The 14427-nt window shown below is 72.6% G+C and carries 14 protein-coding genes; 6 read left to right on the top strand and 8 right to left on the bottom strand.

The genetic code is table 11. From position 1 onward, the window contains the following. Positions 1-48: 48 nt before the first annotated feature. The 3 genes from ACIGXE_RS28965 to ACIGXE_RS28975 all read right to left on the bottom strand — a co-directional run bounded on the left by ACIGXE_RS28965 (position 49) and on the right by ACIGXE_RS28975 (position 3854). Positions 49-1812: a glycosyl hydrolase family 18 protein gene (locus ACIGXE_RS28965; protein ID WP_399751913.1), complete on the bottom strand. Its 1764-nt coding sequence runs from the start codon at positions 1810-1812 to the stop codon at positions 49-51. A gap of 210 nt (positions 1813-2022) precedes the next feature. Beyond that, positions 2023-2661 (bottom strand): response regulator, encoded by a 639-nt coding sequence (locus ACIGXE_RS28970; RefSeq protein ID WP_399751836.1) that lies wholly within the window; start codon positions 2659-2661, stop codon positions 2023-2025. Then, positions 2658-3854, bottom strand: a complete 1197-nt coding sequence (locus ACIGXE_RS28975) for a sensor histidine kinase (protein WP_399751837.1) — start codon at positions 3852-3854, stop codon at positions 2658-2660. The genes ACIGXE_RS28970 and ACIGXE_RS28975 overlap by 4 nt, the downstream gene beginning before the upstream one ends. 151 nt (positions 3855-4005) lie before the next feature. On the opposite strand from ACIGXE_RS28975, the gene ACIGXE_RS28980 reads away from it, so the two are divergent. Next, on the top strand, positions 4006-4641 hold the full coding sequence (locus ACIGXE_RS28980) for a hypothetical protein (protein ID WP_399751838.1): 636 nt from the start codon (positions 4006-4008) through the stop codon (positions 4639-4641). Here ACIGXE_RS28980 and ACIGXE_RS28985 read toward each other — a convergent pair. The 3 genes from ACIGXE_RS28985 to ACIGXE_RS28995 are packed head-to-tail and all read right to left on the bottom strand — an operon-like array spanning position 4561 to position 6681. After that, a complete protein-coding gene (locus tag ACIGXE_RS28985) occupies positions 4561-5133 on the bottom strand; it encodes a cob(I)yrinic acid a,c-diamide adenosyltransferase (protein WP_365338247.1) in 573 nt (190 codons plus the stop codon). The genes ACIGXE_RS28980 and ACIGXE_RS28985 overlap by 81 nt on opposite strands. Positions 5134-5146: 13 nt before the next feature. Then, positions 5147-5896, bottom strand: a complete 750-nt coding sequence (locus ACIGXE_RS28990; RefSeq protein WP_399751839.1) for an ABC transporter permease — start codon at positions 5894-5896, stop codon at positions 5147-5149. Between the two features lie 11 nt (positions 5897-5907). Further along, complete coding sequence (locus tag ACIGXE_RS28995) at positions 5908-6681, bottom strand: ABC transporter ATP-binding protein (protein WP_399751840.1); 774 nt, start codon at positions 6679-6681, stop codon at positions 5908-5910. A 71-nt stretch (positions 6682-6752) separates the two neighbouring features. On the opposite strand from ACIGXE_RS28995, the gene ACIGXE_RS29000 reads away from it, so the two are divergent. From ACIGXE_RS29000 to ACIGXE_RS29015, 4 genes are all read left to right on the top strand, one after another. Then, a complete protein-coding gene (locus tag ACIGXE_RS29000; protein ID WP_399751841.1) occupies positions 6753-7391 on the top strand; it encodes a TetR/AcrR family transcriptional regulator in 639 nt (212 codons plus the stop codon). A 158-nt stretch (positions 7392-7549) separates the two neighbouring features. Then, positions 7550-8398 carry a 3-hydroxyacyl-CoA dehydrogenase family protein gene (locus ACIGXE_RS29005; RefSeq protein ID WP_399751842.1) on the top strand — a complete coding sequence of 283 codons (849 nt, stop codon included), beginning with the start codon at positions 7550-7552 and terminating at the stop codon, positions 8396-8398. 194 nt (positions 8399-8592) lie between these two features. Continuing rightward, positions 8593-8916, top strand: coding sequence for an STAS domain-containing protein (locus ACIGXE_RS29010; RefSeq protein WP_019889522.1), 324 nt, complete (start codon positions 8593-8595; stop codon positions 8914-8916). Between the two features lie 208 nt (positions 8917-9124). Further along, positions 9125-11761 (top strand): ATP-binding protein, encoded by a 2637-nt coding sequence (locus tag ACIGXE_RS29015; protein ID WP_399751843.1) that lies wholly within the window; start codon positions 9125-9127, stop codon positions 11759-11761. A gap of 74 nt (positions 11762-11835) precedes the next feature. Here ACIGXE_RS29015 and nucS read toward each other — a convergent pair whose 3' ends face one another. After that, positions 11836-12507, bottom strand: a complete 672-nt coding sequence (nucS, locus tag ACIGXE_RS29020; RefSeq protein WP_399751844.1) for an endonuclease NucS — start codon at positions 12505-12507, stop codon at positions 11836-11838. Between the two features lie 240 nt (positions 12508-12747). On the opposite strand from nucS, the gene ACIGXE_RS29025 reads away from it, so the two are divergent. Beyond that, the gene (locus tag ACIGXE_RS29025; RefSeq protein WP_365338231.1) at positions 12748-13140 is read left to right on the top strand and encodes an SCO5389 family protein; all 393 of its coding nucleotides are present in this window, start codon (positions 12748-12750) and stop codon (positions 13138-13140) included. A 97-nt stretch (positions 13141-13237) separates the two neighbouring features. On the opposite strand, the gene ACIGXE_RS29030 is transcribed toward ACIGXE_RS29025, so the two are convergent. Next, a complete protein-coding gene (locus ACIGXE_RS29030) occupies positions 13238-14272 on the bottom strand; it encodes an LLM class flavin-dependent oxidoreductase (RefSeq protein ID WP_399751845.1) in 1035 nt (344 codons plus the stop codon). Positions 14273-14427: the final 155 nt, after the last annotated feature.

The raw sequence follows: 14427 nt of genomic DNA on the forward strand, positions 1-14427 counted from the left end.
AATGAAGCGGGGACGGCGTGCTGCGCCGTCCCCGCTTCGGCGTACGGGCTAGCTCAGCCCGCTGTTGATGGCGCCGACGAGCTCGCCGTTGCCGCTGTCGCCGCTGAACTCCCAGAAGAAGGCGCCGCCCAGGCCTTGGTTCCTGGCCCAGCTCATCTTCGAGGTGACGGTGGCGGGGGTGTCGTAGCTCCACCAGTTGGTGCCGCAGTGGGCGTAGGCGGTGCCGGCGACGGTGCCGTTGGCGGGGCAGGAGTTCTTGAGGACCTTGTAGTCCTCGATGCCCTGCTCGTAGGTGCCCTGCGCCGGTCCGGTGGCGGTGCCGCCGGGGGCGGACTGGGTGACGCCGGTCCAGCCGCGGCCGTAGAAGCCGATGCCGAGCAGCAGCTTGTTGGCCGGGACGCCCTTGGCCTTGTACTTGGCGATGGCCTCGGCGGAGTTGAAGCCCTGCTGCGGGATGCCGGTGTACGAGGTGAGCGGGGAGTGCGGGGCCGTCGGGCCCTTGGCGTCCCAGGCACCGAAGAAGTCGTACGTCATCACGTTGAACCAGTTCATGTACGGCGCGGCGCCCGCGTAGTCGGTGGCGTCGATCTTGCCGCCGGAGGAGGCGTCGGCCGTGACGGCCGCGGTGACGAAGGCGTTGGCGCCGAACTTGGCGCGCATGGCCTGCATCATGTTCTTGAAGGCGTTCGGGCCGCTGGTGTCACAGGACAGTCCGCACGCGTTCGGGTACTCCCAGTCGAGGTCGATGCCGTCGAAGACGTCGGCCCAGCGCGGGTCCTCGACCAGGTCGTAGCAGGACTGGGCGAAGGCGGTCGGGTTCTGCACCGCCTGGCCGAAGCCGCCGGACCAGGTCCAGCCGCCGAAGGACCAGATGACCTTGATGTTCGGGTAGGCCTTCTTCAGCTTGCGCAGCTGGTTGAAGTTGCCGCGCAGCGGCTGGTCCCAGGTGTCGGCGACGCCGTCGACGGACTGGTCGGCGGTGTAGGCCTTGTCGTAGTCGGCGTAGGAGTCGCCGATGGCGCACTTGCCGCCGGTGACGTTGCCGAAGGCGTAGTTGATGTGGGTGATCTTGGCCGCGGAGCCGGAGGTCACGATGTTCTTGACGTGGTAATTGCGCCCGTAGACCCCCCAGTTGGTGAAGTAGCCCATCTTCACCGTGGTGCCGGGCTGCGGGTTGCCCCCGCCGCCGCCGGTGGTGCGGACGCTGACGGTGCCGCCCGCGGGGCCGGTCTGGTCGGCGGTGTCACGGGCGACGACCGCGTACGTGTAGTCGGTGCCGGCGGTCAGGCCGGTGTCGGTCCAGGTCAGGCCGGTGACCGTGGCGACCGTGGCGCCGTTCCGCTTGACGTCGTAGTTCTTGACGCCCTTGTCGTCGGTGGCGGCCGTCCAGGTGAGCTTCACCGAGGTGTCGGTGATGTTGGAGGCGACCGGGGTGCCGGGGGCGGAGGGCGGGTTGTCGCCGGGCTGGGTGGAGCCGTCGCAGGAGCCGCCGTTGACCTTGCAGCCGCTCGGTGCGCCGGACCCGGTTCCGTTGAAGCCGAAGGAGATGGTGGCGCCGGGGGCGAGGGTGCCGTTCCAGCCCACGTTCTTGGCGGTCCAGTGGGTGCCGGAGCTGGTGACGGTGGCGTCCCAGGCGGAGGTGACCGCGGTGCCGGAGGGGAAGTCCCACTCGACGGTCCAGGAGGACAGGGTGGTGGTGCCGGTGTTCTTCACCGTCCACTTGCCCTCGAAGCCGGTGCCCCAGTCCTGGGTCTTGGTGTAGGTGGCGGTCGCGGAGGCGGCCGCCTCGGCGGGGGCCGCGAGGCCGATCATGGCGGCCAGGGGCAGCACGAGGGCGGTGAGGCCGGCGGCGGCCCGGCGTCTCCATCCTGCTCTGCGCGTCGGTGCTTGAGTGCTCAACGGTGCTCCTCAAGTTGCGGACGTTCGGGGTGGGGGTGGTCCGTGAAGGTGCGCGCGCCCCGCGAGCGTAGGAAGGTCTGGACCAATCGTCAAGAGGTCCAGACCTTCGTTGCCGCCCCGGCCTCAGAGACCCAACTCCCGTGCCAGCACCGCCGCTTGGACCCTGGACCGCAGCTCCAGCTTGCCCAGCACCTTCGACACGTGGGTCTTCACCGTCGCCTCCGCCATCTCCAGGCGCACCGCGATCTCCGCGTTCGACAGGCCCGCGCCGAGCGCCGAGAGGACCTCCCGCTCCCGGGGCGTCAGCGCGTCGAGCACCCCCGACGGCGGGGCCGGCCGGCTCGGCGCGGCGAACTCGGCGATCAGCCGCCGGGTCACCGCCGGGGCGATCATCCCCTCGCCGCGGGCCACCGTCCGTACCGCCTCCACCAGGTCCTTCGCGTCCGTGTTCTTCAGCAGGAAGCCCGCGGCGCCCGCCCGCAGCGCCCCGAACACGTACGCGTCCAGGTCGAAGGTGGTCAGCACCAGGACGTCCGCGAGTCCCTCCGCCACCACCTGCCGGGTCGCCGACACCCCGTCCAGCTTCGGCATCTGGACGTCCATCAGGACCAGGTCCGGGCGCAGTTCGCGGGCCAGCTCCACCGCGCGCTCCCCGTCGGCGGCCTCGCCCACCACCTCGATGTCGGGCGCGCTGCCCAGGATCAGCACGAGTCCGGCGCGTACCGCGCTCTGGTCCTCGGCGACCACGATCCGGATCGTCATGCCTCCGGCGTCCTCTCCTCGGCGGGCAGCACGGCCCGCACCTGCCAGATCTTGCTGCCGTCCCCGTCCGGGCACGGCCCCGCCTCGAACTCCCCGCCGAGCAGCTGCACCCGCTCCCGCATCCCCACCAGGCCGGCCCCCGAGCCCGGCGCGCGCGGCCCCGGCCGGTCACCGAACGGGCTGGTCACCCGCACCGTGAGAGCCCGCGCGTCACGGGCCAGGAACACCGTGACCGTACCGGCCGGGGCGTGCTTGAGGGCGTTGGTCAGCGACTCCTGCACGATCCGGTACGCGGCGAGCTCGACCGGCGCGGGCAGCGGCTCGGCGGTCTCCTCGCGGCTGTCGTCGAGGGTGAACGCCAGGCCGCTCGACGCGCCGTTGGTACGGGCCTGCGCGATCAGCGCCTCCAGGCCCGAGAGCCGGGGCGCCGCCGCCGGCTCGGCGTCCCCGCCGCTGTCCCGGAGCAGCCCGATCAGCCGCCGCATCTCGGCGAGTCCCGCCACGCTGTTCTCCCGGATCACGGTCAGCGCCTGCCGGGTGGTCGCCGCGTCGTCGATCGACAGCGCGGCGGTGGAGTGGATGGCGATCGCGGAGAGGTGGTTGGCGACCATGTCGTGCAGTTCGCGGGCCATCCGGGCGCGCTCCGCGACCACGGCCTGCGCGCGGTCCATCTCGGCCAGCAGCGCGGTCTGCTCGGCCCGCAGCTTCGCCGCCTCCGCGGCCTCCCGGTGGTTGCGCACGATCGCGCCGGTGAGGGCGGGCAGGAAGGAGAGCATGCCCGACAGGACGCCCACCAGCAGCGCGATCGCGTTCTGCCACCAGATCAGCAGCACCACCGTGATCGCGACGGTGATCAGACCCGTGGTGTACGGGATGCGCCGGGCGGACGCGGGCGAGCCGTACACCACGGCCGCGTAGACCACGTCCGTGAACATCAGGACGGTGGCGAGACTGCCGTGGGTGAACTGGTCCGCGGCGATCGCCAGGGTGCCGACGATCAGCGCGGTGCGCGGGGCCGTGCGGCGCACCGCCTCCATCGCCGCCATCACCACCAGCGGGACCAGCGTCGCCCAGCGCTCGCCGAAGACCCGGTCGCCGGTCACGTACAGACCGAAGGACCACAGGACGAGGCCGCCGGACAGGCCGATGAAGGCGATCAGCAGATCGTCGCGGTGGGGTCGGGGGAGGCGCACAGGCCCATCCAACACGCTGCCGCGGCGCCGGACGTCCTCGCCGGGGCCGAGCCGTCCCTCCGTCGAAGGATGTAGAGGCGGTTCCTCACCGCCGACGACGAAACGCGCCCGGGCGGACGGGACGCTGGGGGAGTACCGAAAGGGGACTGCCGTGATCGTCACGCTGATCGTGATCTGCGAGGTCGGCTTCTGGGTGCTGCTCGCCGCCGGCCTCGCCGTCCGCTACCTGCTGCGGATGCCGCGTACCGGCCTGGCCCTGCTGCTGTGCGAGCCGCTGCTGGAGGTCGTGCTGCTGGTCGTCACCGCGATCGACCTGAGGAACGGCGCGGATGCCGGCTGGAAGCACGGCCTGGCCGCCCTGTACATCGGCTACACCATCGGCCACGGCCACCGCACCGTGACCTGGCTCGACGGCCATGCCGCCCACCGCCTGGCCGGCGGCCCGCCGCCGGTGAGGCCGCCTCGGTATGGCAGGGCCCGGGCCCGCCACGAGGGCAAGGTCTGGCTCGGCTCGGTGGTCGCCGCGGCGGTTGCGACGGGGCTGCTGCTCCTGGCGATCCGGTACGTGGGCCCCGACGGCGAGACCGACTCGCTGTGGGCCTGGATCATGGTCGCCTGGCGGGCGGCGGGCATCCACGGCCTGATCGCGCTGTCGTACGCGATCTGGCCGAAGAAGCCGGGGAGGAACGACCGGACCGAACCGGACTCAGCGGTCCCCGCCCGGGACCCAGAGCACGTCCCCGACCTCCCTGTTCGCCGTCCTCGCAAGGATGAAGAGCAGGTCTGACAGGCGGTTGAGGTAGGTGGCGGTCAGCGGGTTCATGGTCTCCCCGTGGACCTCCATCGCCGCCCACGTGGAGCGCTCGGCGCGGCGGACCACCGTGCACGCCTGGTGCAGGAGGGCCGCGCCGGGCGTGCCGCCCGGGAGGATGAAGGAGCGGAGCTTGTCGAGCCGCTCCAGGAAGCGGTCGCAGTCCGCCTCCAGCTTGTCGACGTACGACTGCTCGACGCGCAGCGGCGGGTACGCGGGGTTCTCCACCACGGGGGTGGACAGGTCCGCGCCGACGTCGAACAGGTCGTTCTGGACGCGGACGAGGACCTTCACGACGTCCTCGTCGAGGGCGCCGAGCGCGATGGCCGTGCCGATGACGGCGTTGGCCTCGTTGGCGTCGGCGTAGGCCGAGATCCGCAGATCGGTCTTGGCGGTCCGGCTCATGTCGCCGAGGGCGGTGGTGCCCTGGTCGCCGGTGCGGGTGTAGATGCGCGTCAGATTGACCATGGCTCCAGCCTAGTTACGCGCCGGGCCTCCGGAACGTCCGTGTGCCCACCGTCACGGCGAGCGCCGTGAGCCCGGTCGCGGCGAGGACGCCGTACAGCATCGTCGCGGTCGCGTAGTGCCCGACGTACGCGTCCCGTACCGCGTCCACCAGGTAGCGGAACGGCATGAAGTGCGACAGGACGTCGAGCCAGCCCGGCGCGAGGGCCATCGGGAGCATCAGGCCGGACAGCAGCATCGAGGGCATCGCCAGGGTGTTGACCGCCGGGCCGAACTCCTGCGGGCTGGGCAGGCGCAGCGCGAGCACGTACGACAGCGAGGCGAGCGAGAAGGTGAGCAGGGCGACAAAGCCGAAGCCGATGAGGATGCCGGCGAGCGGCGCCCGGAGGCCCATGAGCAGGGCGGCGAGGACGAGCAGGACGGCCTGGAAGAGGAAGAGGGCGGCGTCCCGCAGGGTCCGGCCGAGCAGCAGCGCGAGCCGGCTGACGGGGGTGACCCGCATGCGTTCGAGGACGCCCCAGTTCTTCTCCATGATGACGGCGAAGCCCGCGAACGAGGCGCCGAAGAGGCCGAGCTGGAGCAGCAGTCCGGGCACCAGGACCTGCCAGGAGTCGCCCGCGCGGCCGAGCGGGAGGCCGGTCAGCAGGGGGCCGAAGAAGAACAGGTAGAGCAGCGGCATCAGCGCGCCGAAGAAGATCTGGAACGGCGACCGCAGGGTCTGCCGGGCGTAGCGGCCGAAGAGGACCGCGGTGTCGTGGAGAAGCATCGCGTGGGCTCCTAGACGGCGACGGGTGTGGTGTCGACGGGCGCGGGGCCGCGCCCGGTGACGGCGAGGAAGGCGTCCTGGAGGGTGTCCGCGCCGTGCTGCGACCTGAGCGCGGCGGGGGAGCCCTCGGCGGCGACGACACCGCCGTCGATGATCACCAGCCGGTCGGCGAGGGCGTCCGCCTCGTCGAGGTAGTGGGTGGTCAGGACGACGGTGGTGCCGTACTCGTCGCGCAGCCGCCGGACGAGCGCCCACAGGGCGGCCCGGCTGCCGGGGTCGAGGCCGGTGGTCGGCTCGTCGAGGAAGAGCAGCTCGGGCCGGTGCGTCAGGCCGAGCGCGAGGTCGAGCCGGCGCCGCTGGCCGCCGGACAGGGCGGCGGTGCCCCGGTCGAGGAGTGCGGTGAGGTCGAGGTCGCGGGCGAGTTCGCCGGCGCGGGTGGCGGCCTCGGCGCGCGACAGCCCGTAGAGCCTTCCCTGGGTGACGAGTTCGGAGCGGACGGTCTCCTGCGGGTCGACGCCGCCGGCCTGGGCGACGTACCCGATCTTCCGCCGTACGCCGACGGGGTCGCGCAGCAGGTCGTGGCCGACGACGGTGGCGACCCCGCCGGTGGGCGGGAGCAGGGTGCTGAGCATCCGCAGGGTCGTGGACTTGCCGGCGCCGTTGGGGCCGAGGAAGCCGAGGATCTCGCCCGGCCGGACCGTGAGGTCGATGCCGCGGACGGCGTGCACCTCGCCCTGCTTGGTCCGGAAGGTCCGGGACAGCCCGGATGTGCTGATGATTGCCATGGCGACTACAAAAACAGAGTCTCTGAAATTTTGCAACGTCCCTAAAATTTCAGGACACCTAGGATGGGCGCATGGCTGAAGGGCTGAGGGAGCGCAAGAAGCGCCAGACGAAACAGCGGATCTCGGACATCGCGACCGGGCTCTTCCTGGAGCGCGGCTTCCAGGCCGTGACGGTGGCGGAGATCGCGGAGGCCGCCGACGTCTCCGTCAACACCGTCTACAACTACTTCCCCGCGAAGGAGGACCTCTTCCTCGACCGGATGGAAGGCATCACCCACCGCCTCGCCCGGATGATCCGCGGCCGCGACGCGGGGGAGTCCGCCGCGCGGGCCGTGCTGCGCGAGATCCGCGGCCATGTCACCGCCGTCTCGCCCGCCTACGGCCTGATGGACGGCTACGCCGACTTCATGCGGGTGATCGACGAGGCCCCCACCCTCCAGGCCCGGCTCATGGTCCTCCAGCAGGAGGTCCGCAGGACCACCGTCGCCGCCCTGCGCGAGGAGGTCGGCGCCGGACCCGACGACCCGATGCCGCTGCTCGTCGGCGGCCAGATCGCCTGGATCCAGGGCACCCTCGTCGAGTTCATCAGCGCCGAGATGACCGCCGGACGCAAGGCCACCGAGGTCTCCCGCGACGCCCTGGACCTGCTCGACGAGATCGAGGACCTGCTGGGCGAGAAGGTCCTCGGCTACGCGGTGCGGGCCGGCTGAGCCGTTCACCGCCGCCCGCCCGGCCTGTCGCCGGTGTGACGTCCGTCAAACGGGACGTGACGCGCCTTACTTCTGGGTCACAACGCCGCCCGCGCCCGCTAGTGTCCGCCGAAGAGCCAGAAGTGAACAGTTGTTAAGGGCATTGAGGGGTGGAAGACGTGGCCAGGAAGCTCGCCGTCATCGGGGCCGGACTCATGGGGTCCGGCATCGCGCAGGTCTCGGCCCAGGCAGGCTGGGACGTGGTCCTGCGCGACGTCACCGACGCCGCGCTGACCCGGGGCACCGACGCCGTCAAGACCTCCTACGAGCGGTTCGTCGCCAAGGGCAGGATGGACGCCGCCGACGCCGAGGCCGCGCTCGGCCGCATCACCGCGACCACCGAGCTCGACGCGGTCGCCGACGCCGACGTCGTCATCGAGGCCGTCTTCGAGAAGCTCGAGGTCAAGCACGAGATCTTCCGCTCCCTCGACAAGATCGCCAAGGACGGCGCGGTCCTCGCCTCCAACACCTCCGCCATCCCGATCACCAAGATCGCCGCGGTGACGGAGCGTCCGGAGTCCGTCGTCGGCGTCCACTTCTTCTCGCCGGTCCCGATGATGCAGCTCGTCGAGCTCGTCCGCGGCTACAAGACCAGCGACGAAACCCTCGCCACCGCACGGGAGTTCGCCGAGTCCGTCGGCAAGACCTGCATCGTCGTCAACCGCGACGTGGCCGGCTTCGTCACCACCCGCCTCATCTCGGCGCTCGTCGTCGAGGCCGCCAAGCTCTACGAGTCGGGCGTGGCCACCGCCGAGGACATCGACATCGCCTGCAAGCTCGGCTTCGGTCACGCGATGGGCCCGCTCGCCACCGCCGACCTGACCGGCGTCGACATCCTCGTCAACGCCACGAGCAACATCTACACCGAGTCCCAGGACGAGAAGTTCGCGCCGCCGGAGCTGATGCGCCGGATGGTGGACGCGGGTGACATCGGCCGCAAGAGCGGGCAGGGCTTCTACACGTACTGACGCGCGCCGCGGTCGCGTACGCGTCTCGACCGGAGCCGCGGACGCGACCGCACAGGGGTCCGACCGCCCCAGCGCCATCGCCCTCAGGGGTGAATTTCGATATCGGTTCGCTTACAAGGCGCAACGCTTCTGCCGATGCGGCAGTCAAGGGTTGCGAAGACGGGCACACGACGGAGCACTCTCGGGGAGCGCATATGCACATCAGGGGCGACCACGCCGAGCTGGTCGTCGGGGGCCGCCTCGACGTCCGCAGCGCGGCGGACGCCCGAACGGTCCTGCACTCGGCGGTCGACGACGGAGTCGGCGATCTCGTGCTCGACCTGACCGGCCTCGACTCCTGGGACGCCACCGGGCTCGGCGTCATCATGGGCGCCCACCGCCGGGCCGGCCGCTGCGGCCGCCGCCTGGTGCTGCGCGGAGTGCCGCCCCAGATGCAGCGTCTCCTCGTCGCCACCCGGCTGCACCGCATCCTCGCCATCGAGGGCGGCCTCGCCGCCGAGTCGCTGCCGCGCGTCTGAGCGCACCAGGCGGAACGAACACCTGAAAGAACGTCACGTCACAGCCGCGACACGCGGCTGTGAAGCCACTGTGCGAAACAGGCGTCACACCCAATCCGCGCAAGACCTCACGTCTTGGTCTCCGCACCACCCCGACTGTTCCCGGAACCCGCGCAACCGCATAGGGTCGGCACGCCTGCACATCGCCCGCCGCTTGGGAGCTTGGACCATGGACCCGATCAACCGGGGACCGGAGGACTACGGTCACGACGCCGAGGGCGAGGACGCCCGCCCCGGACACGCCGCAGCCGCGCCCGCGTCCACCCCCTCCTCCCGGGTACGCACCGCCCGCCTGGTCTCCGGCGGCCTCCTGCTGACCGTCAACCCGCTCGACGGCAGCGAGATCGAGGTCTGCCCGCCCGGCGAACAGCCCGAGGCACCGCGCCGCCGCACCGCCCGCGAGCGCGCCGACGCCGCCCGCGCCGCCACCCCGCCCGTACCGCCCGGGCCCGCGGCTCCCGCCCTCCCGCTGCTCGCACGGCAGGAACAGCGCGAACAGCTGGTCCATCACCTCACCCGAGGCCGCTCCGCCCGGCTCACCGGCCCCCCCGGCTCCGGCCGCACCACCCTCCTCGACGCCGTCGCCGCCGACTGCGCCGAGGTCGCCCCCGACGGCGTCGTCCGGCTCTCCGGCCACCACCGCACGCCCACCGAGCTGCTGTACGAGCTCTTCCACGCCGTCCAGTACGCCCCCGGTTTCCGGCCCGACCGCGAGGAACTCCTCCTGGAGGTCCGCCGCATCGGCGCCATCGTCGTCGTCGACGACCTGGAGTTCGGCGGCACCGCCCTCGACGAACTGCTCGCCGCCACCCCCGACTGCGCCTTCCTCTTCGCCGTCACGCCCGACACCCCGGCCGCCTCGCCCGACGCCGCCCTCGAAGAGATCGCCCTCACCGGCCTCGGCCGCGCCGCCGCTCTGGAGCTCCTGGCGAACGCCGTCGGCCGCGCCCTCACCGAGGACGAGGCCAACTGGGCGGGCGACCTGTGGTTCGAGTCCGAGGGACTCCCGCTCCGCTTCGTCCAGGCCGGCGCCCTGCTCCGGCAGCGCGACCGGCTCCGCGTCGGCCCCGCCGAGTTCGACGCCTTCGGCGCCCTGGAGGAGGCCTTCGGCCCGTCCGGCGGCACCGCCCCCGGGCCGGCCGTGCCCTCCGTCGACGACCCCGACGTCGAGGTGCGCGAGATACCCCTGCCCAGCCTCGGCGAGGGCGCCGCCCCCGCCGTCCTGCTCGCCTCCCGGCTCAGCCGCGCCGCCCAGGACACCCTGCGGTTCGCCGTCGCCCTCGGCGGCGAGGTGCCGCACCAGGCGCACCTGCCCGCCCTCGTCGGCGACACCCACGCCGACGCCGCCGTCGGCGAACTCATGTCCTGCGGACTGCTCTCCCCGGTCGGCACCCGCTACCGCCTCGCCGCCGGCGTCCTCACCCAACTGCTCGCCCGGAACTACGACCCCGACCCCGTCGGCCGCGCCCACACCGTCGCCCAGCACTACGCCTGGTGGGCCGGACACCCGTCCGTCACCCCCGAGCGCGCCACCGCCGAGGCCGACTCCCTGCTCGCCGCCCTCGCCGCGCTCGTCCCGGGCACCGCCGCCGAACACCCCGCCACCGCCGTCCTGCTGGCCCGTGCCGCCGCGCCCGCCTTCGCCGCCGGGCTGCACTGGGGCGCCTGGGAGCGGGCCCTGCGCGGCGGGCAGGAGGCCGCCCGCCTGGCCGGCGAGGTCGCCGAAGAGGCCTGGTTCCACCACGAGTTGGGCGTCCTCGCGCTCTGCCGGGGCAGCCTGCAGCGGGCCCGCGCCGAGCTGGAGGCCTCCATCGGAATGCGTGGCGCCCTCGCCGACAAGCGCGGCACCGTCGCCGGCCGCCGCGCCCTGGCGCTCGTCGCCGACCTCACCGGCACGAGCACCCCGGCGGAGCCGCCGCTCGCCCTGCCCGCGCCGAGCGCCGCCAAGACGTCCCTCGCGCCCGCCGCGTCCACCGCGTCCACCGCCCCCGTCCCGTCGGCCCCCCGGACCTCCGCACTGCCGCGTCGCGAAGGGCCCGCCTCGCCGCCCCGCGGCATCCCGGTGACCACCCCGCTCCCCGCCAAGCCCGCCTTCCCGGACCTCGCCCCGCCGACCCCGGCCCGGCCGATGCCCCCGGTGGCCTCGAAGGCCTCCCTCGACGCCTTCGCCGCGTTCGCGGACGAGCCCCCGACCGCCGCCGGCCCGCGCGCGGACCGGGACGGCGGTCAGGACCACGACGCCGACCGCCGCCGCGGCGGCCTGCGCGCCGGCATCCTCACCGGGGCCCGCCGCAACCTGGCCGCCGTCGGCGCGGGCGCGCTCCTCGTCGCCGTCCTCGGCACCGTCGTCACCCTCGGCGCCACCTCCGGCAACGGCGACGACCCGAACGGCGACCGGGTGACCTCCGACCGCACCGCGAGCCAGGACGGCACGCAGGACGGCGCCGGCGACGACACCGAGCCCACCGAGGACTCCACCAGCCGCCCCTCCGACCCGGCGTCCCCGAACGCGACCGGCACGCCCTCGCCGGGGGCGACCGGTCCGGCGGGTGCCCCGTCGACCCCCTCGGGCTCGCCGTCCGCGACCGACGGCACTCGGCCGACCACCCCGGCGACGACGAAGCCGCCGAAGCCGACGGTGAGCCCCACGCGGACGACGCCGCCGCCCACCCCGACGGACCCGCCGACCAAGCCGACCGACCCGCCGACGACGCAGCCGCCGACGGAACCGACACCCACCGGCACCAGCACCGGCACCAGCACCGGTACCGGCCCCGCCACCACCAGCGGCTCGCCCGCCGTCTGACCCCCGTACGCGGAAGGGCCCGGATGCGATCCCTCGCACCCGGGCCCTTCCGCGTACCGCCCTGCCGTCGGCCGTCAGAACAGCCGCAGCTTGTCGTCCTCGATCCCGCGCAGCGCGTCGTAGTCGAGCACCACGCAGCCGATCCCGCGGTCGTTCGCGAGCACCCGGGCCTGCGGCTTGATCTCCTGGGCGGCGAAGATGCCCTTCACCGGCGCCAGGTGCGGGTCGCGGTTGAGCAGCTCCAGGTAGCGGGTGAGCTGCTCGACACCGTCGATCTCGCCGCGCCGCTTGATCTCCACGGCGACCGTCGCCCCGTCGGCGTCCCGGCACAGGATGTCGACCGGGCCGATGGCCGTCGGGTACTCGCGGCGGATCAGCGTCCAGCTCTCGCCCAGGGTCTCGATGCGGTCCGCGAGCAGCTCCTGGAGGTGCGCCTCGACACCGTCCTTGATGAGGCCCGGGTCGACACCCAGTTCGTGCGAGGAGTCGTGGAGGATCTCCTCCATCGTGATGATCAGTTTCTCGCCCGCTTTGTTGACGACGGTCCAGACACCTTCCTCACCGTCGATCCCCTCCTTGAGGGTGCACGGCGGGGACATCCAGTTGAGCGGTTTGTACGCCCGGTCGTCCGCGTGGATGGAGACGCTGCCGTCTGCCTTGACCAGGATCAGACGGGGAGCGGAGGGCAGGTGGGCCGTGAGCCGGCCCGCGTAGTCCACGGAGCAACGGGCAATGACGAGACGCATGGTCCGCAACGCTACAAGACAAGCGCTCTTCGGCGCGATTCGGGCCTTAACGCCCGCCGGGCGTACGCCCAACACCCGTCACTTATTGGCCGGTTGTGTGCCCAATCTCCTGGTGCGGGCAGGACCCGGCGCTTACCGTGGAGGACAGGAGGTCGTCGCCCGTGCACGCTGCGTGCGCGCGTCGCCGGCCCCTGTCCCTGCCCGCAAGACCCCGTCCGCGGGGTCGCGAGAGGAGAACCCATGTCGCTCGACGTCTCACCGGCGCTGTTGGAACAGGCCGAGCGAGGCGAGGTCGACGAAGCCGCCTTCGTCGACTGCGTCCGGACCTCCCTGCCCTATGCATGGGAGATGATCAGTTCTCTGGTGGCACAGCTGAAGGTCGACGGCGGCGACTTCGCCGACAACCAGACGCCGCCGCCGAGTGAGCAGGCACGTGGTCAGCTGTTGCGTGCACTGGCGAGCGATGCCATCCGCGGTGCGCTGCAGCGGCACTTCGGAGTGCGTCTCGCCTTCCAGAACTGCCACCGCGTGGCGGTCTTCCCGCTGGACCCGTCGGTGGACGAGCGGCTCGCCCGCTTCACCTCCGTGCGGGCACAGCTTCTCAACCAGTCGCCGGAACTGCGCGACTGCTGACAGGCCTGGTGCCGCCGCCCCACGTCGCGGGGAGAGCGAACAGACGCCGGGCGGCGGCATGGTCCACGCCATTTTGCCGATCATGGACGGGTACACATCAGACGAGCAGGGGGAGCACCTCGGCGCCCAGCCGCCGCACGTTCTCCTCGGTGGCCGTGAGGTCGCCGGAACCCTCGGCGAGCAGCGCGAAGCGGGTGATGCCCGTGCGTTCGGCGGTCGCCGCGAGCCGGTCCGCCGCGAGCCGGGGCGTGCCGACCGGGTGCAGCTCGCACAGCAGCTCCGTGTACGCCACCGGGTCCCGCATCGAGCGATGCCGGCCGTCCACCGTCACATGGGCGTCGAGGCCCTGCTTCAGCCAGCCGGGCATCGCCTTCACCAGGACCTCCGCCGCGTCCGCGGCGCGGTCGGCGAGCTGGACCACACCGGCCGAGACATGACCGGCGCCGATCCGCGCGATCGCGTCCGGGGCGTGTCCGGCCTCGCGCGCGAGGCGCCTCCAGCAGGCCACCATCTCGGCCTTCTCCTCGTCGCCGCAGTGCATGCCGAGCAGCATCGGCAGGCCGCGCTCGGCGGCGAGCCGCACGCTCTTCTGCGAGGTGCAGGCGACCACCACCTCCGGGGCGGCGGGGCCGCCGATCAGCTCGCCGGGGGCCGGCACGACCGCCACCTCACGGAAAGCGAATCGTTCCCCCTCGGCGCCCACCCGGGGCTCGCGGAGCCAGCGCAGGAGCAGGTCCAGCGACTCGGGGAAGCCCTTCTCGTACGCCGGGAGCCCCGCGCCGAACACCTCCAGGTCGACCCACGGCCCGCCGCGGCCCACCCCGAGGGTGAATCGCCCTCCGGAGGTCACGTGCAGCAGCGCCGCCTGCTCGCCCACGGCGACCGGATGCTGGTTCGACAGGACGCTGACGGCCGTGCCCACCCGGATCCGGCGCGTGCGCCCCAGCAGGAACCCGGCCAGGGTCGTGGCCGACGGGCACACCCCGTACGGCACGAAGTGGTGCTCGGCCAGCCAGACCGAGTCGAGGCCCGCCTCCTCGGCGACCTCGGCGGTCCGCACCGCCCGGTGCAGCGCTTCCCCTTGGCCCTGACCCGGGAACTGGGCGGCCAGTACGAACGTACCCACGCGCATCGCTTATGCCTCCTTGCGGCCGGCGCGTTCTTCCCCCTCGCGACAACTTCCCCCGAGGGCCCCCTCGTACTGGCAACAACGTCTGACACGTGCCAAAGGCAACGGCCCTTCATGAAGTTCTTGCGATTTTCCGCTGATCCGCCACGGGAGCGGCC

Origin of the sequence: Streptomyces sp. NPDC053431, assembly GCF_044544925.1 — a bacterium.
Taxonomy (GTDB): domain Bacteria; phylum Actinomycetota; class Actinomycetes; order Streptomycetales; family Streptomycetaceae; genus Streptomyces.